Origin of the sequence: Streptomyces sp. NPDC101152, from assembly GCF_044768275.1 — a bacterium.
GTDB lineage: Bacteria > Actinomycetota > Actinomycetes > Streptomycetales > Streptomycetaceae > Streptomyces.
Genome location: NZ_JBIWPO010000020.1, coordinates 39,685 through 61,956, shown reverse-complemented (window position 1 = coordinate 61,956; position 22,272 = coordinate 39,685). Strand labels below are relative to the sequence as shown.

The 22,272-nt window shown below is 71.3% G+C and carries 19 protein-coding genes and 1 pseudogene; 11 read left to right on the top strand and 9 right to left on the bottom strand.

The window, feature by feature from the left end:
* Positions 1-96 precede the first annotated feature (96 nt).
* From ACIRVK_RS24805 to ACIRVK_RS24785, 5 genes are read left to right on the top strand one after another with little or no spacing between them, the layout of a single operon-like run.
* Positions 97-1,239 carry a VOC family protein gene (locus ACIRVK_RS24805; protein WP_404250543.1) on the top strand — a complete coding sequence of 381 codons (1,143 nt, stop codon included), beginning with the start codon at positions 97-99 and terminating at the stop codon, positions 1,237-1,239.
* A gap of 23 nt (positions 1,240-1,262) precedes the next feature.
* Positions 1,263-2,201, top strand: a complete 939-nt coding sequence (locus ACIRVK_RS24800) for a fumarylacetoacetate hydrolase family protein (protein WP_404250541.1) — start codon at positions 1,263-1,265, stop codon at positions 2,199-2,201.
* Positions 2,202-2,220: 19 nt separating this feature from the next.
* Positions 2,221-3,801: a bifunctional 3-(3-hydroxy-phenyl)propionate/3-hydroxycinnamic acid hydroxylase gene (locus ACIRVK_RS24795; protein WP_404250539.1), complete on the top strand. Its 1,581-nt coding sequence runs from the start codon at positions 2,221-2,223 to the stop codon at positions 3,799-3,801.
* On the top strand, positions 3,798-5,765 hold the full coding sequence (locus ACIRVK_RS24790; RefSeq protein ID WP_404250537.1) for an acetoacetate--CoA ligase: 1,968 nt from the start codon (positions 3,798-3,800) through the stop codon (positions 5,763-5,765). Before ACIRVK_RS24795 ends, ACIRVK_RS24790 begins: the two co-directional genes overlap by 4 nt.
* Complete coding sequence (locus ACIRVK_RS24785) at positions 5,762-6,106, top strand: DoxX family protein (protein WP_404250535.1); 345 nt, start codon at positions 5,762-5,764, stop codon at positions 6,104-6,106. Before ACIRVK_RS24790 ends, ACIRVK_RS24785 begins: the two co-directional genes overlap by 4 nt.
* Positions 6,107-6,998: 892 nt before the next feature.
* Here ACIRVK_RS24785 and dctA read toward each other — a convergent pair.
* Positions 6,999-8,396, bottom strand: a complete 1,398-nt coding sequence (gene dctA, locus ACIRVK_RS24780) for a C4-dicarboxylate transporter DctA (RefSeq protein WP_404250533.1) — start codon at positions 8,394-8,396, stop codon at positions 6,999-7,001.
* Positions 8,393-9,511 carry a PrpF domain-containing protein gene (locus ACIRVK_RS24775; RefSeq protein WP_404250531.1) on the bottom strand — a complete coding sequence of 373 codons (1,119 nt, stop codon included), beginning with the start codon at positions 9,509-9,511 and terminating at the stop codon, positions 8,393-8,395. The genes dctA and ACIRVK_RS24775 overlap by 4 nt, the downstream gene beginning before the upstream one ends.
* 146 nt (positions 9,512-9,657) lie before the next feature.
* On the opposite strand from ACIRVK_RS24775, the gene ACIRVK_RS24770 reads away from it, so the two are divergent.
* Positions 9,658-10,563: a LysR family transcriptional regulator gene (locus ACIRVK_RS24770; RefSeq protein ID WP_404250529.1), complete on the top strand. Its 906-nt coding sequence runs from the start codon at positions 9,658-9,660 to the stop codon at positions 10,561-10,563.
* A 354-nt stretch (positions 10,564-10,917) separates the two neighbouring features.
* Here the strand turns inward: ACIRVK_RS24770 and ACIRVK_RS24765 are convergent, their stop codons facing one another.
* Positions 10,918-11,907, bottom strand: coding sequence for a DNA polymerase thumb domain-containing protein (locus tag ACIRVK_RS24765; RefSeq protein WP_404250666.1), 990 nt, complete (start codon positions 11,905-11,907; stop codon positions 10,918-10,920).
* A gap of 5 nt (positions 11,908-11,912) precedes the next feature.
* On the bottom strand, positions 11,913-15,365 hold the full coding sequence (locus ACIRVK_RS24760) for a DNA polymerase III subunit alpha (protein WP_404250527.1): 3,453 nt from the start codon (positions 15,363-15,365) through the stop codon (positions 11,913-11,915).
* 184 nt (positions 15,366-15,549) lie between these two features.
* Between ACIRVK_RS24760 and ACIRVK_RS24755 the strand changes: the two are divergent.
* The 3 genes and pseudogenes from ACIRVK_RS24755 to ACIRVK_RS24745 form a co-directional block, all read left to right on the top strand.
* Positions 15,550-15,848: pseudogene (locus ACIRVK_RS24755) on the top strand (ImpB/MucB/SamB family protein); the annotation flags it as partial.
* Between the two features lie 170 nt (positions 15,849-16,018).
* Positions 16,019-16,879: an esterase/lipase family protein gene (locus ACIRVK_RS24750; protein ID WP_404250525.1), complete on the top strand. Its 861-nt coding sequence runs from the start codon at positions 16,019-16,021 to the stop codon at positions 16,877-16,879.
* A gap of 159 nt (positions 16,880-17,038) precedes the next feature.
* Positions 17,039-17,488 carry a GNAT family N-acetyltransferase gene (locus tag ACIRVK_RS24745; protein WP_404250523.1) on the top strand — a complete coding sequence of 150 codons (450 nt, stop codon included), beginning with the start codon at positions 17,039-17,041 and terminating at the stop codon, positions 17,486-17,488.
* A 5-nt stretch (positions 17,489-17,493) separates the two neighbouring features.
* On the opposite strand, the gene ACIRVK_RS24740 is transcribed toward ACIRVK_RS24745, so the two are convergent.
* Positions 17,494-17,628, bottom strand: a complete 135-nt coding sequence (locus ACIRVK_RS24740) for a hypothetical protein (RefSeq protein ID WP_404250522.1) — start codon at positions 17,626-17,628, stop codon at positions 17,494-17,496.
* A 138-nt stretch (positions 17,629-17,766) separates the two neighbouring features.
* Here ACIRVK_RS24740 and ACIRVK_RS24735 point away from each other — a divergent pair, with 138 nt between their 5' ends.
* On the top strand, positions 17,767-18,396 hold the full coding sequence (locus ACIRVK_RS24735) for a class I SAM-dependent methyltransferase (RefSeq protein WP_404250520.1): 630 nt from the start codon (positions 17,767-17,769) through the stop codon (positions 18,394-18,396).
* An 11-nt stretch (positions 18,397-18,407) separates the two neighbouring features.
* Here ACIRVK_RS24735 and ACIRVK_RS24730 read toward each other — a convergent pair whose 3' ends face one another.
* A complete protein-coding gene (locus ACIRVK_RS24730) occupies positions 18,408-18,908 on the bottom strand; it encodes a DUF402 domain-containing protein (protein WP_404250518.1) in 501 nt (166 codons plus the stop codon).
* A complete protein-coding gene (locus tag ACIRVK_RS24725; protein WP_404250516.1) occupies positions 18,889-19,821 on the bottom strand; it encodes a GNAT family N-acetyltransferase in 933 nt (310 codons plus the stop codon). The genes ACIRVK_RS24730 and ACIRVK_RS24725 overlap by 20 nt, the downstream gene beginning before the upstream one ends.
* A 71-nt stretch (positions 19,822-19,892) precedes the next feature.
* Here ACIRVK_RS24725 and ACIRVK_RS24720 point away from each other — a divergent pair, with 71 nt between their 5' ends.
* Positions 19,893-20,264: a GntR family transcriptional regulator gene (locus ACIRVK_RS24720; RefSeq protein ID WP_404250514.1), complete on the top strand. Its 372-nt coding sequence runs from the start codon at positions 19,893-19,895 to the stop codon at positions 20,262-20,264.
* A 27-nt stretch (positions 20,265-20,291) separates the two neighbouring features.
* Here ACIRVK_RS24720 and ACIRVK_RS24715 read toward each other — a convergent pair whose 3' ends face one another.
* Entirely contained in the window at positions 20,292-21,059 is a 768-nt protein-coding gene (locus ACIRVK_RS24715; protein ID WP_404250664.1) for a DUF72 domain-containing protein, read from the bottom strand.
* A gap of 16 nt (positions 21,060-21,075) precedes the next feature.
* On the bottom strand, positions 21,076-22,170 hold the full coding sequence (locus ACIRVK_RS24710) for a DUF5925 domain-containing protein (protein WP_404250512.1): 1,095 nt from the start codon (positions 22,168-22,170) through the stop codon (positions 21,076-21,078).
* Positions 22,171-22,272 lie beyond the last annotated feature (102 nt).

The window sequence follows — 22,272 nt, the reverse complement described above, 5'->3', positions numbered from 1 at the left end:
CTGATGAATTCATCATTTCATGCGGCGAACGCCTTGACGACAGAACTGTCACAGTTGATGATTTCCTCATTACGGCAATGTTGCTCGGAGGGCGCCATGTCTGAAACACGCGTCAGCGGGGACGTCATCACGGCCCACCAGGACCTCCACAGCGAGCAGGGCGCCCTGCGCGGCGAACACCCCGGCCGCTCCCGGAATCCCGTGATCAAGGTGGCGGACCTGTCCTGGCTGGAGTTCGAGAAGCCCGACCTGGACCGGGCGGAGGTCTTCGCCCGCGACTTCGGCTTCGGCGTCGCCGCCCGCACCGAGAGCGAGCTGTGGCTGCGGGGCACCTTCGCGGGCTCGCCCTGCATGGTGATCCGGCGCGGCCGCACGTCCCGCTTCATCGGTCCCGCGTTCCGTGCAGCCGAGCGGGGCGATCTGGACCGGCTGGCGCGCGCCACCAGATCGTCCGTACGAGAATCCGACGTGCCCGGCGGCGGAAAGGTGGTCGACCTGCTCGACCCGTCCGGCTTCCCGGTCCGGGTCGTGCACTGTGGCGAACAGCTCCCCGCACTGCCGGAACAGCAGCCGCTGCTCCTCAACTCCGGCACGGATCGCCGTCGTACCAACGCCACCCAGCGGCCGCCGCGCGAGCCGTCCCGTATCCAGCGGCTCGGCCACGTGGTGCTGGAGACGCGGGTGTTCGGCCGGGCCCTGGACTGGTATCTGGACACCCTCGGGATGATCGTGTCCGACTTCCTGTTCCTGGACGGGCAGCGCGGGCGCGGGCCGACGATGGCGTTCATCCGCTGCGACCTGGGCGGTGTGCCGGCCGACCACCACACCCTCGCGATGCACCTGGGGCCGGGCACCGGCTACGTCCACTCCGCCTACCAGGTCACCGACCTCGACTCCATCGCCGCGGGTGGCGAATACCTCAAGGAGCGGGGCTACAAACGCAGTTGGGGCATCGGTCGGCACATCCAGGGCAGCCAGCTCTTCGACTACTGGCGCGATCCGGACCACTTCATGCTGGAGCACTTCGCCGACGGCGACCTGTTCTCCTGCGACGTCGAGCCCGGCTGGGCGCCCATGTCGACCAGCGGCCTCGCCCAGTGGGGCCCGCCGGCCACCCGCGACTTCCTCGGCGCGAGCCCCTCGCCGCAGCGGGTCCGCGACGTCATCGAGGCCCTGCGCGGCGACAACGAGATGGACCCGGCACGACTGTTCGGCCTGCTCAAGGCCGCCAACTCCTGACCCCCTTCACAGAGAGCCACGTCATGAGCACCAATGTCCTGCGCACCGCAGACGGCTGGTGGGTCGTCCGAGGCGGCCGAGCCGTCCCCGTCGAGACCAAAGCCGTGACCACCGCCGAGCTGCTGACCGACCGGGACGCCGTTCGGGAGGCCGCTGCCTCCGGTGAGCCGAGCACTCCGGTCGCCGATCTGGTCGCGCTCTCGCCGGTCACCACGCCCTGCCGGGTGGTCGCCCAGATGGTCAACTACCGTAGCCACGCCCGCGATTCGGGCTTCAAGGGCGACATCCCGCCCGCCTTCTTCCGCAAGGCGTCCGGCTCGGTCAGCGGCCCTGGCGAGGCCGTCGTCCGGCCGTCGCACGTGAAATTCCTCGACTACGAGATCGAGTTGGGGCTCGTGATGGGCGCGCCACTGCACGTCGGCACCGTCGTCGAGGAGCGGGACCTGCCGTCGTACGTCGCCGGACTGGTGATCACCAACGACATCAGCGCCCGCGAGGTGCAGCTGACCAAGACGCAGTTCTACGAGAGCAAGTCCTACCCCACCTTCACCCCGACCGGTCCGTACCTGACGCTGCTGGAGCCGGAGGACTTCACCCATCTCCTTGACCTGCGGCTGAAGTTGAGCGTGAACGGCGAGCTGCGCCAGGACCGCACCCTGGCCGACATGATCGTCCGCCCGGCACAGGCGCTCACCCTGCTCGCCCGCTTCCAGACCTTGGACGCCGGCGACCTGCTGCTCACCGGCACCCCCGGCGGCACCGCCCTGAAGGCCCCGGCGAAGGCCGTCGAGAAGATCGGCGCGCTGCTGCCGCCCGCCGTGAAGTGGAAGGCCTTCTTCAAGAGCCAGGCCAAGAACCCGCACTACCTGAACCCGGGTGACGTGATCACGGCGACGATCGCGACCCCCGACGGCCGCATCGACCTCGGCGAGCAGCGCACGCCCGTCGCGGCCGCGAACTGAACCCCGAGGTGAGCCGCACATGACCGTCGACGAAGCCGCACGTGTGCCCGTCGTGATCGTCGGCGCCGGGCCGGTGGGCGTGATCGCCGCCCTTCTCCTGGCCCGGCGCGGAGTCCGCAGTGTCGTCCTCGAACGCCACCGGGACATCTACCCGCTCCCGCGCGCCGTCGCAGGCGACGACGAGATCCACCGGATCCTTCAGGCTGCGGGCGTCGGTGAGGAGTTTGCCGCGATAGCCCGGCCGGCGAAGGGGCTGCGGCTGCTGGACGCCCGGCACCGGGTGATGGCCGAGTTCCGGCGCACCGAGCACGGCCACCACGGCTCCCCGCAGACCAGCATGTTCGACCAGCCCGAGCTGGAACGCGTACTGCGCGACGCCCTGGCCCGGCGCCCCGAGTGCGAACTGCGCGGCGGCGTGGAGGTCACCGGCGTCGGCCCGGACACCACAGGCCCTGTACGCGTCACCTACCGCGACGACGATCGCGAGCATGAGTTGTGGGCCGACGCGGTCCTCGGCTGCGACGGCGCGGGCAGCCTCACCCGCGAGGCCATCGGCGGCGTCTGGGAGGACCTGCGCTTCGAGGAACGCTGGACCGTCATCGACGCCGAGACGACGGGCCCCGTCCGCTGCTGGGAAGGCGTCGATCAGATCTGCGACCCGGTGCGGCCGGCCACCTTCATGCGCGTGAGCGAGAACCGCTACCGCTGGGAGTTCCGGCTCGGGGAAGGGCAAGAGACGGTCCGTGAGCTGGTCGCCCCGTGGCTGCCGACCTCGTACGACGGGGACTTCGAGGTGGTCCGCGAGACGCAGTACACCTTCCGGGCCCGCGTCGCCGACCGCTGGCGCCACGGCCGGGTCTTCCTGCTCGGCGACGCCGCCCACCTCACCCCGCCGTTCATCGGACAGGGCCTGTGCTCGGGACTGCGGGACGCCTACAACCTCACCTGGAAACTCACCCGCGTCCTCCAGCAGGGCGGCGACGAACGGCTGTTGGACACCTACGAGAGCGAACGCAGGCCGCACGCACGGCATGTGGTCCGCCTCGCGGTCGCCATGGGCTGGGCCATGACCGGCGGCCAGGACGGCGCCGCCGCGATCCGCCGCCGAGCGCTGGCCGCGGCCTGCCGCATACCCGGCCTGACCGAGCTGGCCGGCCGCGACCTCAGCCCGCCCCTGACCGCCGGACCGCTCGTGCGGCGCGGGGTCCGCCGACGCCTGCCGGGCACGCACTGTCCGCAACCGTGGGTGAGCGTCGGCGGACGGCGTACCCGTCTCGACGAGCTTCTCGGCGACTCCTTCACCGTGCTGACCGCTACCGAACCCGGCCCCTTGCTGACCGCGCTTGCCCACAGCCTCGGCATACGCGCGCTCTCCGTGGCCGACCTCGGCGACGACGGCACCCTCGCCGCCTGGTTGCGCGGCGGCCGCGCGGACGCGGTCCTGCTGCGGCCCGACCGCGTCGTGATGGACGTCGTCCCCTCAGGTAGTCACGACTTCACGTCGACCGCCGCCTGGGCTTGCCTGCTGCACACCACCCGAAGCCCCGTCCCTTCGCAACGGACGGCCCCGAAGAGCCTGTTGAGGAGTACGACGCGATGAGTACGGCCTTCTTCACCCCCGATCCGGAGACGGTGGCCGCCAGTCGCATCGCGGACTTCGCCCGGCTCCAGGGCATGGATCCGGGCGACTACGCCGCCCTGCATCAGTGGTCGGTCACCGACCTGGAGGGCTTCTGGGGCGCCGTCTGGGAGTACTTCGACATCGACGCGGACACCCCCTACGAGCAGGTGCTGGCCGAGGAGCGGATGCCGGGCGCCCGGTGGTTCCCCGGCGCCACCCTCAATTACGCCCACCATGCCCTGCGTAACCTGGCCGAGGACGACGCGGCCATCCTCGCCCTCGACGAGACCGGCTCCGGGTACGAGGTGACCGGCGGGCGGCTGCGTGCCCTGGTCGCCTCCGTCGCCGCCACCCTGCGCGACCTCGGCGTGGGCAAGGGCGACCGGGTCGTCGGCTACCTGCCCAACACCCCGCACGCCATCGTCGCGTTCCTCGCCGCTGCGAGCCTGGGCGCCGTGTGGTCGGTGTGCGGACAGGACTACGCCCCAAAGGCCGCAGCCGACCGCTTCGCCCAGCTCGAACCCACCGTGCTGATCGCCGCCGACGGCTACCTGTTCAACGGCACCATCCACGACCGCCGCGACGCCGTCCTCGAACTCGCCCACGCCCTCCCCACGTTGAAGGCGACGCTGCTGGTGGACCACATGGGCCTGCCCTGGCCGTCGCAGGCGTACCCGTCGCTGGTGGTCCCCTGGAAGGACGCCTCCACCCGTACCGAGGAACTCGCCTGTGTACCGGTGCCGTTCGACCACCCGCTGTGGGTCGTGTTCTCCTCCGGCACCACCGGCCTGCCCAAGGGCATCGTCCACAGCCACGGCGGCGTGCTCCTGGAGCACCTGAAAACCCTGGGCCTGCACTCCGACCTGGGCCCCGGTGACCGCCTCCTCTGGTACACCACCACCCACTGGATGATGTGGAACCTGGTCGCCTCCACCCTCTTGGCCGGCGCGACGACCTGTACGTACGACGGCAGCCCGGCCCCCTTCGCCAAACTCGATCGCCTATGGGAACTGGCCGCCCGCCACCGTGTCACCGTCTTCGGCACCAGCCCCCAATACCTGCTCGGCATGGCCAAGTTCGGCATCGACCCGTCCGTCCACGACCTGTCGTCGATCCGCGTCGTCGGCTGCACGGGCTCGGCCCTGCCCGCCTCCGCCTACCCCTGGGTGCGCGACCACGTCGGCGAGCACGTCCTGCTGGCCTCCATCAGCGGCGGCACCGACATCGTCTCCGGCTTCGCCGGCAGCGCACCCAACACCCCGATCTGGTCAGGGGAGTTGTCGGCCCCCCACCTGGGCGTGGCACTGGCTGCGTACGACAGCGAAGGGTTCCCGGTCATCGACCAGGTCGGCGAACTGGTGGTGACTCGCCCGATGCCGTCGATGCCGCTGTACTTCTGGAACGACCCCGACGGCAGCCGCTACCGGGACGCCTACTTCTCCTCCTACCCCGGCGTGTGGCGACACGGCGACTGGATCACGGTCACGGGACACGGCTCGGTGATCGTCCACGGCCGCTCCGACTCGACGCTGAACCGCAACGGTGTCCGCCTGGGCAGCGCCGACATCCACGACGTCGTCGAACGCCTCCCAGAGATCGCCGAGGCCCTGGTCATCGGTGCGGAGGAGCCGGACGGCGGCTACTGGATGCCGCTGTTCGTGGTCCCGGCGGCGGGGGTGGCCCTGGACGACACCCTGCGCGAGAAGATCCGCAACGCCGTCCGCACCGGCGCCTCACCCCGCCACGTCCCCGACGAGATCCTCGAAGTGCCGGGCATCCCGCACACCCGCACCGGCAAGAAACTGGAGGTCCCGATCAAGCGACTGCTCCAGGGCGCCCCGGTCGAGCAGGTCGTCAACCCCGCCACCGTGGACAGCCCCGAACTCATCGACCACTACGTCCGGCTGGGCGCCGAGCGCCGCGAAGGCAGGACCACCGCATGACAACCGTGCTCGCCATAGTCCTGTCCCTGGTCTTCCTCCCGCTGGGCCTGGCCAAGATCGCAGGGGTACCGGTCATGCGGCAGGCAGCGGCCCACCTCGGCATGTCGACCGGCCTCTATCGCGTCGTCGGCGCGCTGGAGGTGGCCGGCGTCGCCGGTCTGCTGCTGGGGCTGACCTGGATGCCGCTGGGATTGACCGCCGCGACAGGCCTCGCCCTGCTGATGGCCGCGGCGGCGGTGGTCCACCTGCGCCACGGCGACCCGCCGCCCCGGGCCGTCCCGGCCGCCGTAATGGCCCTGATCTCCTTGGCGTACGCGGCAACGGCGACGACCGCCGGCTGACACGTCCTGTACGGCCGGGCACGGGCAGCCCCCTGTGAGGGTGGTGGCCGCCCCCTCCCCGGCTCCGCGCGGGCTGCCCTCGCACATCGGCCTCCCCCTCCCCCCGAGGCCGGGGCGGCCCGCGCCGACGTCCGGGGCCTGCGAGACGGCTGGGCTCGACAGGCCCCCGACGTGCTTGCCAGTCGACGACCGGCGCGAGACGACTCTTACGACTAACGCCGCCACACGGTCGGCTGCACGGCCGGCACGTTCGCGTGGGTCCCCGCCCATCCCGCGATAGCTCCTTCCGCACGACCTGGGACAACCTCGGACGAGTAATCGGCCCGCGCACGTGGCGGTCCGCCCAGATGCTGAAGAGGTGCCGACTCCACGCATTGGCTCCGCGTACTTGGAGGGCGATCCACATGCCCTTGAGTCGCTGCGCGTTGGAGGGATCGGCGTGCGGCCCGCAACGGGCGATCGATCCGTGCAGAATGCTCGGCCAGCCGACGCGCGACCCGCTCGGCGACGGTGAGCTCCTCGAGCTCGTCGCGCACCTCTTGAAGCTGCTGGCTCAACTTCTCTGCCTGCAGCTCCAGTTCGACACTGCGGGCCGTGATCAGTCCGCGAAGCTCCGGTTCCGCATCCCTGGCCACCTGACGCACCTCCCGCCCGGGTCGTACGGACAGGTACCTTGCTCACGTCGGGGAATCCGTGGATCTCTGATCACCGAAACGGCACACGGTGCGGGAGTTCAGTGCGGCGTGAGCCGGACTTGAGCAGTGGTTGGAAGACTGGGCGTACCGGAGGGTCAGACGTTCCTGATCAGCCCGGGCGGCCAGCACCACGTCCTGTTGAGGCGTGGGTGGGCCGGCCCGGAGTATCTGCTCCGGGCCGGCCCACCCACGCACTGTCAGTTTGCGGCGGGGACGGGGGCGTGGGTTGGTGCGGGTGCCTCCTTCGGATCGGGCTCGGCGGTCACCGCGGAGGGAGCGGGGGTGGGGGCGTAGGGGATCTCTCCGCGCAGGACGGCCTTGGCCCGGTCCTCGTCCAGCTCACCCTCCCACCGGGCGACGGCCAGGGTGGCGACGCCGTTGCCGACCAGGCTGGTGAGGGCGCGGGCTTCGGACATGAACCGGTCGATGCCGAAGATCAGCGCGAGGGCGGCGACCGGGACGTGCGGAACGGCGCTGAGCGTGGCGGCCAGGGCGATGAAGCCGGAGCCGGTGACGCCTGCGGCACCCTTGGAGGTGAGCAGCATGACGGCGAGCATCGTCAGCTGCTGCGTCAGGCTGAGGTCGATACCGAGGGACTGGGCGAGGAAGACCGATCCCATGGTCAGGTAGATGGCGGTGCCGTCGAGGTTGAAGGAGTACCCGGCGGGCAGCGTGATGCCGACGACCGGTTTCGAGGCGCCCGCGTGCTGGAGCTTGGACATCATGCGCGGCAGGACGGGCTCGGTGGAGGAGGTGCCCAGGACGATCAGCAGTTCTTCCTTGATGTAGCGCAGGAAGGGCAGCAGTCGCAGTCCGTTCAGGCGCATGACGGTCCCGAGGACGACCAGGACGAAGAAGAGGGCGGTCAGCCAGAACGAGCCGACCAGCAGGGCCAGGTGGCGCAGGGTGCCCAGACCGTAGTTGCCGATGGTGAAGGCCATCGAGCCGAACGCGCCGATCGGGGCCAGCCGCATGATCCACCGGATGAGCGTGAACAGCACCGTGGAGAACTTCTCGATGCCCCGGGCGATGCCCAGGCCGGCCTCCCCGCTGGCGTGCAGGCCGAAGCCGAACAGCACCGACACCAGCAGCACCGGCAGGATCTCGTTGCCGGTCAGGGCGCTGACCAGGGTGGCCGGGATGATGGCGAGGACGAACTCGGCGAAGCCCTCGTGGGCCGTGGTCGCCTCCGGTGGCAGGCCCTTGGTCGACAGGGTCGAGAGGTCGATGTGCAGACCGCTGCCCGGCTTGACGACGTTGACGACGACGAGGCCGATCACCATGGCCACGGTGGTCAGCACCTCGAAGTAGACCAGAGCCTTGAGGCTCACGCGGCCGACCGCGCGGAGGTTGCCCATGGAGGCGATGCCGTGGACGACCGTGCAGAAGATGATCGGCGCGATGAACATCTTCACCAGCGCGATGAAGCCGTCGCCGAGCGGCTTGAGGTCAGCGCCGACGGACGGCCACAGCCCGCCCACGGCGGCGCCGAGGAGGACGGCGATCAGGCACTGGATGTAGAGGTGGGACAGCATGCGGCGGATGCGGCCCGGTGGTGCGGTGACGGTACCCGGGGCGGCGTCGTTGCGGCTCATGCGGGGCGTCCTTCCAGGACGGGAACGAGGAGTTCGGCTCGGGCGATACGCCGGGCGGCGCGGTGCAGGAGCACCGTGGGGGACGCGCCGTCCGGTGCGGGGACGGCTCGGGTGGTGATCACGCCGGCGGGGGTGCCCAGGCGCAGCGTGCCGTCGGCGGTCTGCCGGGCGACGCGGTGGGCGAGGGTGCCGGGGGTGGCGGCGGCCGTGGCCAGGGCCACGGCGGAGGTCAGTCCGATCGCCGGGTGGGGGGCGTGCATGGAGACCATGCGCACGGCCAGGTCGTACTCGTCCTGGTTGACGAGTGTGCCCTGGGTGGTGCGGTAGGGGGCCGGCCGGGCGACGATGCCCACCTTCGGCACCGCGTGGCTGACCGGATCGCCTTCGTGTGCCAGGCCCATGGCCAGCGCTGCCTGGCGGCGCAGCAGTGTCAGCGCGGGCACTGCGGTGGCGAACGCGGTGAGGGATTCCGTGCCGTCGAGGCCGAACGCCTTGGCTTCGAACAGTGCGGCCGGCGCGCCGGCGTCCACCAGGGATGCCTCGACGGGGCCGTCCGGGCCGGTCAGTTCGTCCAGCGTCCGGCCGGTCGGCAGTGCGCGGCCGGTCGTCGAGCCCGCCGGGTCCTGAAACCCCAGCAGGACCGGTACGCCGCGCGCCGAGGTACCCGGCACCACGGCCGTGCCCTCCTCCGGGGCCACGCCCGCGGGGGTGGGGATGGCGCCGGTGAGGCGGGCCCCGGTGTTGACGTTGAGCATGCGGACGGTGGTGGTCTCCGACGTGATCGGCACGAGGTCGTGGTGGACGGCGTACAGGGCCACGGCGGTGGCGCAGTTGCCGCAGTTGCTGGCCCACTCCACGCGCTCGTCGCCGATGCCGACCTGTGCGAAGGCGTACTCGACGTCCACACCGGGTCGGCTCGACGCGTGGACGACGGCGGCCTTGGAGGTGGTGGAGGAAGCGCCGCCCACGCCGTCGATCTGACGGGGGTCGGCGGCGTTGAAGGCGGCGAGCAGGAGGGCATCTACGTCCACGCCGGTGGCGGCCACGTCGCGGTGGTCGAAGATCCAGCACTTGCTGGTTCCTCCGCGGATCATCTCGCCCTGCAGACGCAGCACAACCGACTCCTCACAGCCATGAAAGGGGAAGTCCACCGACGGTCTCGCCGTGCGGGGTGTCCTCCACGGTGGGTTACGGCAGCGTGAAGTACAATCTCGGAAATCTGCAGGGCTATTAAGTTGAAGTGAACGATGGAGGTGGCGGCATGCTCGACGTCCGGCGCATCCTGCTCTTCACGGAGGTCGCCCGGCGCGGCTCGGTGACCGCGACCGCCCGCGCCCTCAACTACACACCGTCAGCTGTATCGCAGCAGATCAGCCGCCTGGAAACGGAGGCAGGACAGCCCCTGCTGGAGCGCCACGCCCGGGGTGTCACCCTCACCGACGCCGGACGGGCGCTGGCCGAACGGGGGCACCGGATCGAACGCGAACTGCGGGCCGCGGAGAACGAACTCGCCGACTACGCGGGCCTGCGCGCGGGCACGCTGCGCATCGGCACCTTCCCCACCGTCGGCGCCTCGCTCCTCCCGCAGGCCGTGATCGCCTTCCGGGACGCCCACCCCGACGTACGGCTGACCGTCCGCAGCGCACGCATTGCCGGACTGTGGACGATGCTGGAGAACCGGGAGGTCGAAATGTCCTTGATGTGGGACTACGGCTGGAGCCGGATCGACCGGGAGGACATCGTCGTCACCCCACTCCTCGATGACCCGCCGGCCCTTCTCGTCAGCGACCACCATCCACTCGCCGGCCGTGACGCCGTCTCACTCGCCGACTTCGCAGACGACCCCTGGATCACCCGCGCTGAACACCACCCGGTGGCCGAAGCCCTCGTCCGCGGCTGCCGCGCCGTCGGCTTCGAGCCCCAGATCGCCTACGAGGCCCACGACTACCAGGAAGCCCAGGCCATGGTCGCCGCCGGCATCGGCGTCGCCCTCGCCCCCACTCTGGCCCTGGAGGGTATCCGACCCGGCGTCAACGTCCTGCCTCTGAAGCCGCCGGCCCCCATCCGCCGTATCCTCCTGGTACGCATGGCCGACCACGCGCTCACCCCCGCCGCCCTGACCTTCGCCGGACTCCTCCGCGATGCCGCTGCGGCCCGAGCCCTCTGACACCGAACCACGCCCACCGGTCAGGGAACCGTCGCGCTCACCGCGGCCGATCCAGACCCCCCACTTCGGTGTTAGAAGCTGTTGTCCTTCCGGCCTCTCGAGAGATGCACGTCGAACGGAAGTCCCCCGATGGGGTGGTCGCGGGGCGCGTGGCGCAGATCATCGGTCCCGGCCCGAGCCGAGACCGGTCCATGAGCCTGTCAAGGGTGCGCGGGCTCGGCAGGCGCGCCGGGCACTCAGCAGCCGCCGACACGCGTTGACGACGCCCCAGCCGAGTGAGAGCTCACTGGACCATGTCCGGTGGACAGCTCACCCGTGCATGAATGAAAGCTGTGGCCAGAAGTCGCGCGGAACTCAAGGCAGTCGGCCGGCCAGAGTCGCCGGCCGGATGGTCTCCGGTCCGAAGCGTCGGCGGGCGCGGTCGGCGGCGGCTTCCGCTGCGCGGGCGCGGTCGTCGCCGGGGTCCATGGAGAGCTGGCGGTAGGTGCTGTTGGCTGGCAGCAGGGCGTCGGCGCGGATGACGAAGGCGCGGACTCTCGCCCGCTGCAGCCCAAGGGCGTTCAGCAGGCCGAGGGCAGTCATCGCGAGGGAGGGTGAGTGATTGGTGGGCTCCGGCAGGGTGCGCGTGCGGTTGGTGGAGCTGCGGTCGGCGTACCGCACCGTGAGGGTGAGCCGACTGGTGATCTGCCGTTCGCCGCGCAGACGTTGCCCAATCTGGTCGGCGAGTCCCAGGACCGCGCGGTGATGCCGTGCGGGGTCGAGGCAGTCCCGTTCCAGCACCAGGTCGGCGATCAGGTGCTCTGCTGGTTCTGCGGGGGTGACCGGGCGGGGGTCGTGACCGCGGGCGCGCTCGGCCAGCAGACGGGCGGGGCCTGCGCCGAGAAGTCGCTGCAGGGTCCCTGCGGGCAGGTCTACGACCTGGCCGATGGTGTGCAGGCCGTACCTGCCGAGCGTGTCCGCCATGGTGCGGCCGATCCCGGGCAGCGCGGTGACCGGCCGCGGATACAGCCACTCGGCCGCTTCTGAGACGGGCACCCAGGTGGTCTCACCCGGCGCGGACGCGTCGGCCGCCATGGCCGCGAGCATGCGGTTGCCCGCGAGCCCGGCGCTGCTCTCGATGCCGTAGTGGGCCTTCAGCCTGAGCATCGCCAACTGGACCACGTCGTAGGGGGGCAGGTCGAAGTACCGGAGCGCCGACGTCAGGTCCATTTGGACGGCGTTGGGCGGTACTGCCTGGACATGGGGCGTGATACCAGACATCAGTTCGATTACGTCGCCGTATTGATCCTCGGTCAGTGCGGCGTGCAGGTGGAGGTGGGCGATGTGCCGCTGACGCGTGGTCATCCCGTTCATCCGGCGCTCCCCGGGCTGCGGTGGCCGAACTTCTTCAGGTCGGCGGAGCGGGTGCCGGCGGGCTGGAGGTCGGCGTAGGGATGCAGCCGGGCCCCTGTCGTGCCGTTGGCGAGAGTGCGCCGCGGCTGGGCGGGGGTCGGGTGCGGGTGGCGTTCGCCGAGGAGGGCGAGGGCGGCCTCGGGGCCGTTGTCGCGGCGGGCGGTGGCGATCTCGTCCAGGTCCCAGGCCATGGTGCCGACGACGGTACGGCGGGTGCCGCGCACCTGGACCGTGCCGCGCACCAGCAGCAGCCCGCTGTGGAAGACGGTGTGCGCGCAGGCCGGGTGGGAGTCCTCGAAGAAGGCCAGGTCGACCAGGCCGGAGCCGTCCTCCAGGGTGACGAAGATGACGCGCCGGCCGCTGGCGATGGGCGGGGTCTGGGTGGAGGCGCGTACGCCGGCGACGAGGACCTGCTGGCCGGCGCGCATCCCGGCCAGGTGGGCCGCGTCGGTCGCGCCGATCTCGCGCAGCAGCCGGTGGTGGTGTTCCATCAGGTGCCGGGAGACGTCGATGCCGAGGGTGCTCAACTCGGCGCTCAGGGCCTCGCGGCCGGTCATCTCCGGCAGCCCGCTCGGCTCCGCCCCGCCGACCGCGCCCGCGGCGATGGGCAGTTGGCCCCCGTGCGCGGAACGGGTGCGGGACTGCCGGTGCAGCTCGGCGATCTGGAGCAGCAGATCACGCCGGGTGAGCCGGCCGTCGTGGAGGCAGGTCAAGGCGCCGATCCCGGCGAGGCGCTCGGCGACCGGCCTGCTGGGGCGCGCCCGCTGCCAGAAGTCCGACAGTGATCCGTACGGCTGCCCCTCCACGATCCGGGCGCACTCGTCCTCGCTGATGCCGTGCACCGCGGACAGCGCGAGCCGCACCCCCCACTGGTCTCCGTCGGCCTTCTCCACGGTGTGCTTCACCTGGGAGCGGTTGACGTCGACGGGCAGGATCTGCACGCCGCCCCGGCGGGCGTCGGCGACCAGCACCCGCTTGGGCCACATGCCGGGGTCGTGTTCGAGCAGGCCGGCCAGCAGGAACGCCGGGTAGTGCGCCTTGAGCCAGGCGCTCTGCAGCGCCGGTACGGCGAACGCGACCGCGTGGGCGCGGCAGAAGCCGTAGGCGCCGAAGGCCTCGACGGTCTTCCAGACCTCGTCCCGGACGGCCGCGCTGTAGCCGCGCGCGTGGGCCAGGCCGTGGAACCAGTCCCTGATGTCGGGCAGTCGGTCCTTCTCGCCGAGCGCCCGGCGGGCGATCTCCGCCAGCGCGTAGTCGCAGCCGGTCATCACCGACAGGGTCTCGATGATCTGCTCGTGCCAGATGGTCACGCCGTAGGTGCCGGCGAGCACCGGTTCCAGGTCCGGGTGGGCGTAGGCGGGCGTGCCGCCGTGGCGGGCGGCGATGTAGCGCTCGGGCATGCCGCCGGCGACCGGGCCGGGGCGGAAGAGGCTGATGTCGGCGATGACGTCCTGCGGGTTGCGGGGCTGCAGCCGGGACAGCAGGTCCTGCTGACCGGGCGACTCCAGCTGGAACAGGCCCAGGGTCCGGCTGTCCTGGATGAGCCTGAAGGCGAAGACGTCGTCGAGGGGCACCTGCCGGGGATCGTCGAGGTCGATGTGGCTGCCGGTGGTGCGTTCGATCTCGGCGACGGCGTGGGCCATCGCGGACTGCATCCGCACGCCCAGGACGTCGAGTTTGATGTTGCCCAGCGCCTCGATCTCCTCCTTGGCGGCCATGGCCATCGGGTAGTCGCCCTGGGGGGTGGGCTGCACCGGCAGCCGGTCCAGGAGGGTCGCGTCGCTGATGACCACGCCGCAGGGGTGCATGGCCATGCCGTGGATCAGGGAGTCGAGGCCTTCGGCGAGTTCCCACAGGGGGCCGTATCGGTGTGCCTCGGCGGCCAGTTGGCGCAGTTCGGGCAGTTCGGTGAGGGCGCCGGTGATGTCGGAGGCGCGCAGGTGCGGGAAGCTCTTGGCGATCCGGTCGACGTCCGCGGGTGCGATGCCGAGGGCGAGGCCGGTGTCGCGCAGGGCGCGGCGGGCGCGGTAGGTCTCGGGCATCGCGGTGACCGCGACCCGTTCCTTGCCGAACCGTTCGAAGATCGTGTCGTAGCACTCCAGGCGGCGGGCGGACTCCACGTCGATGTCGATGTCGGGCAGCGAGGCCCGGCGCTCGCTGAGGAAGCGTTCGAACAGCAGGCGGTGGTCGAGCGGGTTGGCGGTGGCGATGTCCAGCGCGTGGCAGACCATCGAGCCGGCGCCGGAGCCGCGGGCGGCGACCCGGATGCCCTTGGCCCGGATGTCGGCGACGGCCTGGCCGACGGCGAGGAAGTACGAGTCGTAGTCCAGCGTGGAGATCACCTTGAGTTCTTCGTCCAGCCGGTCGAGGGCCGCTCGGTCACGGTCGAGGCCGCGTCGGGTCATGCCGGCCTCGCAGCGTCGGCGTAGCAGCTGTGCGGCGCCGCCCGGTCGGGGGTCGGCGCCGAAGAGGGACGGTTCCGGGAAGTGCCGGCTACCGAGCCCGAGGTCCGCCACGGGATCGACGGTGCACTCAGCCGCCGTGGCAGTCGTGTCCGCCATCAGACGGCGGGCCCGACGGATGTCTCCTCCGGCGCATTCGGTGATCATTCGTGCGACGGTCTCCATTCCTTGCTCGTCTTTGAGCCAGCGCTGCCCGCTGTCCAGGTGGCGCCGGTCGATCGGTCTGAGCAGCCGTGCGGCGTCCAGGACGTCGGCGAGGCGGTGCTGGTCGGGGTCGGCGTAGCGGACGGCGTTGGAGAGCACGGCGGTGGTACGGGTGCGGTCGGCCAGGGCGAGGGTGCGGGCGGCCAGGCGCAGGGATCCCGGACCGGTGCCGAAACGTTTCTGCGCAACGGTTTCCAGCCGGACCTCACCCCCGAAGACCTCCTTCCAGGGCGCCAGCAGCTTCACCGCCACGTCCTCCCGCCCCACCGACAGCGCCCGCACCGGCTCGGAGAGCGGCCCGAGCAGCACGCTCAGGCCCGGGCCGCCGTACGCGCGCAGCGCCTCCCACGGCACCACCGGAGCCGTACCGGACACCGCCCCCACATGGGCGGCCGACGTGATCCGGCACAGCCGCGCCCAGCCCGCCCGGTTCTGCGCGAGCAGCACGAACCGCAGCGGCGGCTCGACGACGTGCGCGCCACCGCGCGCCGGCGTGCGGCGACGCTGGGCGGGCGGCGGAGGGGTGAGGGCCTCCACCGCCAGGTCGATGCCGAAGACCGGCCGGACCCCGTCCTTCGCGCAGGCATGCGCGAACCGTACGGCGCCGGTGACCGTGTCCCGGTCGGTGAGCGCGAGTGCCCCCATACCCCGCTCGGCTGCCCTTCGGGCGAGCTGTTCGGGGTGGGAGGCGCCGTAGCGGGCGGAGTAACCGGACGCGACGTGCAGATGAGCGAAGCCCGTCATGCCGCACCTCCATCACTCCACCCCTTTTAAGCCGTAAGCCCTATATGTTCATCGTACTCGCGTTCGATTACTCTAACCCCATCGGCGCCGGTCAGTGACCTGTATTCGAACACAGCAGCGATTTCTGAAGGGGTTGGGTGCGGCGGCGACCCTCGTTCGGTGGTCCCGGCGGAACCGGCCGCGCACCGTCCGCTACGCCGACCGCAGTTCCATCACGCGCACCCGCACCCTGCCGGAGCCCTCCGGCCACTCGCCCCCCTCGCCGCGGCCGCACTGGGCCTGCTGACCGGCCTCGGCCTCTCCAGCGTGCGAGTACGGGCCTTCGCGCTCCGCGCCGACGACCTGTTGCCGGCCGCCAGGGCCTACCGGCAGCTCTCCCTCGACCCCGGCGACGCCCGCGCCCGTGCGGCCGAGGCGGCCGCGGACCGTGCCCGTCGGCGCTTCGGACCGGAGGCGGTGCGTCCGGCCGCTCTCGCGAACTGACCTCATCAGCCGTCACTGCCTGGCCAGTTACCACTGGAAGTTTTTACTGACGCGTAACTTCACACTTCAGCTACTCGCTCGTAACTTGACGAGTGAACAGCATCCTTCGTGATCCGGATCACAGGGCGTACGGCCATCGCAACTCCCTTGAGCCGCAAGGAGATCACACGATGCTGCCCTGGAACCGAGTGCTCAGACCCCTGGCGGCGGTGCTGCTGACCGCCGCGGTCGCCCTCGTCCCCGCCACCGCCGCCCATGCTTCCAGCGCCCCGGACAGCGGCTGGAACGACTACTCCTGCAAGCCCTCCGCCGCCCACCCCCGCCCCGTCGTCCTGGTCCACGGCACCTTCGGCAACTCCGTCGACAACTGGCTGGGCCTCGCGCCCTACCTGGAGAACCGCGGCTACTGCGTCTTCTCCCTCGACTACGGCCAGCTCTCCGGCGTCCCCGTCTTCGACGGACTCGGCCCCATCGACAAGTCGGCCGGGCAACTGTCCGCCTTCGTCGACAAGGTGCTCACCGCCACCGGAGCCGCCAAGGCCGACCTCGTCGGCCACTCGCAGGGCGGCATGATGCCCCGCTACTACCTGAGGTTCCTCGGCGGAGCCGCCAAGGTGAACGCCCTCGTCGGCATCGCCCCCGACAACCACGGCACCACCCTGAGCGGCCTCGCCGACCTGCTCCCGTACTTCCCCGGCGCCCAGGACCTGCTCTCCTCCGCCACCCCCGGCCTCGCCGACCAGGTCGCCGGATCCGCCTTCCTCACCAAGCTCAACGCCGGCGGCGACACCGTCCCCGGCGTCCACTACACGGTCATCGCCAGCAAGTACGACGAGGTCGTCACGCCGTACACGAGTCAGTACCTGAGCGGGGCCGACGTGCACAACGTCCTCATCCAGGACCTGTGCTCGCTCGACCTCTCCGAGCACGTCCTGATGGGGCTCAGCGATCGGCTCGCCTTCCACGAGGTGGCCAACGCGCTCGACCCCGCGCACGCCACCACGACCACCTGCGCGTCCGTGCTGAGCTGACGGACCGACCGACCGGGGCCCGTCCGGCCTGAGCCGCCGGACAGGCCCCGGGCAACTCAAGGAAACCGTGAAACCGCCTGCTGGAGGCCGGTGAGGAAGATCCTTATGCCCGCGTTAAGGAAGCGCTCAGGCTGGGATCAGGTAGGTAGCGTTGCCGGCATGGCAGACGAGGAGATCAGGCGGGCCGGCGCCGCCGACACCGCCGCGGTGAAGGCCGTGACCGACGCCGCATACCACCACTACATCGAGCGGATCGGAGTGGTGCCGGTGCCCATGGAGGCGGACCACGCGGCGAACGTGGCCGCGGGGAAGGTGTTCGTGACGGGGGATCCCGTCATCGGTCTCGTCGTGCTCGAGGAGCACGACGACCATCTGTTCCTCGACAGCGTCGCCGTCCACCCCGACGCGCACGGAAGAGGCGTGGGGCGACGGCTGCTGGAGTTCGTGGAGACACGCGCGCGTGCGCTCGGTCTGCCCGAGATCAGGCTCTACACCAACGCGAAGATGTGGGAGAACCAGCGGATCTATCCGAAGTTCGGTTACGAGGTCCTGGAGCGGCGGGCGGACGGCCCCTACGACCGCCTCCACTACCGCAAACGGCTCGACTGACGCCCTCAGCCGTCGGGCCACCACGTCCGGGCGATGTCCTTGCGCACCTCGGGGCGTCCGGCGGGACGCTCGTCGGCCTCCTCGCGGACCCTGCGGGTGTCCGTCTTCTTCAGGGGCCTGTGCACAGTGGTCCGGCGCATGGCTGCCTCCTTCAGTGCCTACGGGTTCCGCGTTCTCACGGAGGTAGACCCTTTTCGGGAGGGTGACTCATCGGTGCGGGTCTGTCTGTGGTGGCTGTCACGAATCGACTGTCAGTGGCGGGTGTCACTCTTGGGCGCATGACGGATGACAGTGAGGCTCTGACCAGAGCGGATGCGGACCCGGCCGTGGACTGGGACGCGCGGGCCGCCTCCTTCGACGACGAGCCGGACCACGGACTGCGCGACCCCCTCACCCGGCGCGCATGGGCCGAACGGCTGCGCACCTGGCTGCCGGGGCGGCCCTCGGACGTCCTCGACCTCGGCTGCGGCACGGGCAGCCTGGCGCTTCTCGCGGCCGAACAGGGACACCGCGTCACCGGCGTGGACTCCTCGCCGGCCATGATCGACCTGGCCAGAGCCAAGCTGGCCGGACGTGACGCGGTGTTCCTGCTCGGCGACGCGGCGGCCCCGCCGGTGGGGGAGCAGCGCTTCGACGTCGTCCTGGTACGCCACCTGCTGTGGGCCCTACCCGATCCCGGCCGGGCCCTGCGGCACTGGCGGGGGCTGCTGCGCCCGTCAGGCCGGCTGGTCCTGGTCGAGGGTGTGTGGGGGACGCTCACCCCCGTCGGCATACCGGCCGGCACCCTCACGGACCTGCTCGCGCCGCTCGCCGAGCAGGTAAGGGTGGAGCGGCTGTCAGAGGACGCGGTGCTCTGGGGGAAAGAGGTCGAGGACGAGCGGTACGCGGTGGTGGCCGTGGTGGCCTGAACGGGGGCGGCTCAGTGCAGCAGCGCGTCGAAGCCGCCCCCACGGGCCAGGCGCTCCAGGGTGTCCAGCGCGGCCACCGCCGCCGCGGCGGCCGGCGGGTCCGCCTCCGACAGACCGCTGTCCGCGAACTCGTCCTCGTCCAGACGGCGTACGTCGCTTCCGTCGGCGGAGCGCCACAGGTCCAGGTCGAGATCCTCGACGACCAACTCGGAGCCGGTCAGGACGGCCGGGCGGGCGACGTCGCAGTACCAGCCCTTCAGCACGCCCTGGGCGTCGCGGAGTTCCTTCACCGCGTACCACCGGTCCCGCCAGTAGTGCTCCGTGAAGACGTCACCGGGCTCGAAGCGCACGAAGCCGAAGTCGCGGGCCTGCGCGCCCGCGAACGGGGCCCTCACGACCACGCGCGTTCCGTCGTCGGCCAGCAGTTCGGCCGGGTAGCGAAGCTTCGTACGCCCCGCCTTGACCAGGACCACGTCGAGCCGGGACCCGGGATCAGCCGAGTTCGCGGACATACCGCACCTCCGTTCCGCAGACCTCGTACCCCAACCACTTGTTGATCGCGAGCATCGGCTCGTTGCCCGCGTCGTTGCCGGTGAGCGCCTCGGTGAAGCCGGCGGCGCGGGCGCGGTGCAGGGAGGCGTTCTTGACGAGCTTGGCCAGACCGCGGCCGCGGTGGGCGCGGGCGGTGCCGGTCATGGCGGTGGCGTAGCGCCGGCGGGCCGGATCCGTCCAGGCCACGCTGAACGCGGCGGGGCGGCCCTCGACGAAGGCGACCGTGGTCAGCTCCCGGCTGAGCAGCGGGTGCCGCCAGTTCTCCTCGACCCAGCTCGCGTAGTCGGTGAACTCGGTGTCCACGTCGCTCGGTTCGTCCCGCGTGGTCTCCGCGTCCAGTTCGAACACCGGCCGCGGGTCGTCCCCGAACTCGTCGGCGCCGCGCAACTCCACGCCGGGCGGCGGGGCTTGCAGCGGCGGGAGCGTGTCCGCGGTGAGGTCCAGGCGGAGGAAGAACGCCGAGCGGCTGGCACGGTAGCCGTGCCGTTCGGCGAACGCGCGGTTGCCGGGCTCGTCCAGCACCCAGGCGTACAGCTTTCTCGCGCCGTGCCCGGCCAGGTGCGCCTCGGACGCGCGGACCAGGAGCTCGCCGGCGCCCCGGCGGGTCCGCTCCGGGTGCACGTAGATGTTGAGCATGCCGTGGCCCGGTTCCGGGCTCTCGTGGGCGAGGGACACCTGGGCGGTGCCGATGACCTCGCCGTCCTCCTCCGCCACGAGGGAGACGAAGTGGGCGTCGGGGTGGGTGTGGGCGAGGCGGTGGACGATGGCCTCCGGGGTCCACAGGATGTGCGGGAGGGCGAGGTGCCGTACCCGGGCGAAGGCCTCGACGTCGTCCCGGTCGTCCGGGCGCAGGTCGCGCACGTTCACAGTCATGTGGTCGCACGCTACGGGCGGACCCGTCCGGGCGCCTCTCATTTTCCGGTGGGTGCGGGAGAATCGGCTGCGTGACCTTGAAGATCCACATCGACGACAGTGCCGCGCCGTACGAGCAGGTGCGGGCGCAGATTTCCGAGCAGGCGCGGACGGGGGTGCTGCCGGTGGGGTACCGGCTGCCGACCGTGCGGGGGCTCGCCGAGTCGCTGGGGCTGGCGGCGAACACGGTGGCCAAGGCGTACCGGGCGCTGGAGAGCGACGGGGTGATCGAGACGCGGGGACGCAACGGCACGTTCGTCGCCGCCGCGGGCTCGGCGGCGGAGCGGGAGCTGGCGTCGGCGGCGCAGGCGTATGTTCAGCGGGCCCGGCGGTTGGGGCTGGCGGAGGCGGACGCGTTGGCCGCGGTGCGGGACGCGTTGCGGGCGGGTTACGGCGAAGACTGAGCGGGGACCGGCTCCGCCCCACGGGCGTCACCTCGCGGGCGTCAGAACCGCGCGGGTCACCTGCAGGCCTGCCGTGCGGGCCGCCTTCGCGAACGTCGTCGCGTCGTGCACCGCAGCCGCCGTCGGGTCGTTGTTGAAGTAGGCGTACACCACCTCCTCCGCACGCCAGGTGCCCTTGATCCGCGCCACCCAGGTCTCCAGGGCGCGCCGGCCGTAGTGCGGCCACGGCTGGGCGCGGCCCTGGTGGAAGCGGACGTAGCCCCAGCCGGCGGTGCGCCACAGCGGGGTGACCGGGCGGGACAGGACGTCCGCCCAGCACAGGGCCGCGCCCCGGGTCTCCAGGACCTTGCGGACCTCCGGTGTCCACCAGGACTCGTGACGTGGCTCGACCGCCACCCGGGTGCCGCGCGGGAAGCAGGCGAGGCAGGCGTCCAGCAGGCCCGGGTCGGCCTTCAGGGTGGGCGGGAGCTGGAGCAGGACCGGGCCCAGGCGGTCGCCGAGGCCGGCCGCGTGGGTCATCAGGCGGTGCACCGGTTCCTCCGGGTCCCGCAAGCGCTTGATGTGGGTCAGATAGCGGCTCGCCTTGACCGCGACCACGAAGTCCGGCGGCACCCGCTGCCGCCAGGACTCGAAGGTCTCCCGCGAGGGGAGCCGGTAGAAGGCGTTGTTGATCTCCACCGTCGCGAAGTGCTCGGTGTACTCCTCGAGCCAGAGCCGCGTGGGGCACCCGGCGGGGTAGAGCACGCCCCTCCAGTCCTTGTACTGCCACCCCGACGTACCGACGAACAGGGTCATACCGTCCATGGAAGCACTACAGGTACAGTCCCGCGTCCGCCCCGTCCCGCGGATCGGGCACCGAGGTCGGTGAGGTGCCCCGGCGCAGCGCGTACAGCTCGGCCAGGGTCGCCCCCTCGCGGCCGACGCCCTCCTCGGTGCCGAGCCAGCCGACCGCCTCCCGGTGGGTCAGCCTGCCCACCTCGATCCGGGCCAGGCAGCGGCCCGGGCGGACCACGGCCGGGTGCAGGCGCTCCAGGTCCTCGTTGGTCGTGACGCCCACCAGGACGTTGCGGCCCTGGCCGAGCAGTCCGTCGGTGAGGTTCAGCAGCCGGGACAGCGCCTGGCCCGCCGTGTGCTTGGCCTCGCCGCGGATCAGTTCGTCGCAGTCCTCCAGCAGGAGCAGCCGCCAGCGGCCCTTGCCGGTGGAGTCCTCCTCGCCGATCGCGATGTCCATCAGATACCCGACGTCGCTGAACAGCCTCTCCGGGTCCAGGACGCAGTCCACCTGGCACCAGTCGCGCCACGAGCGGGCCAGGGTGCGCAGGGCGGAGGTCTTGCCCGTGCCGGGCGGACCGTGCAGGAGCAGCAGCCTGCCCGCGATGTCCTCCGGGGTCGTCTTCATCAGGCGGTCCATCGCCTCCGCCACCGGTGCCGTGTAGTTCTCCCGGACCTCGTCCCAGGTACCCGCGGAGATCTGCCGGGTCGTGCGGTGCGGGCCGCGCCTCGGGGAGACGTACCAGAAGCCCATCGTCACGTTCTCCGGCTGCGGTTCGGGCTCGTCCGCCGCGCCGTCCGTGGCCTGTTCGAGGACCTTCTTCGCCAGTTCGGCGGTGGTCGCCGTCACCGTGACGTCGGCGCCGCGGTTCCAGCGGGAGACCAGCAGGGTCCAGCCGTCGCCCTCCGCCAGCGTCGCGCTGCGGTCGTCGTCGCGGGCCACCCTGAGGACGCGGGCGCCCGGCGGCAGCAGCGTGGCGGCGGACCGTACGCGGTCGATGTTCGCCGCGTGCGCGTACGGCTGCTCGCCCGTCGCGAAGCGGCCGAGGAACAGCGCGTCGACGACGTCGGACGGCGAGTCGCTGTCGTCGACGTTGAGCCGGATCGGCAGCGCCTCGTGCGGGTTCGCAGACATGGCGCCCATGATCCGGCACGAGCGCCCCGCACGCACGGGATTTCCCCCAGCGGAAAACGTGGCGAAGCCGTGCATTCACAACATCTGCCCTATCCGGCGTTC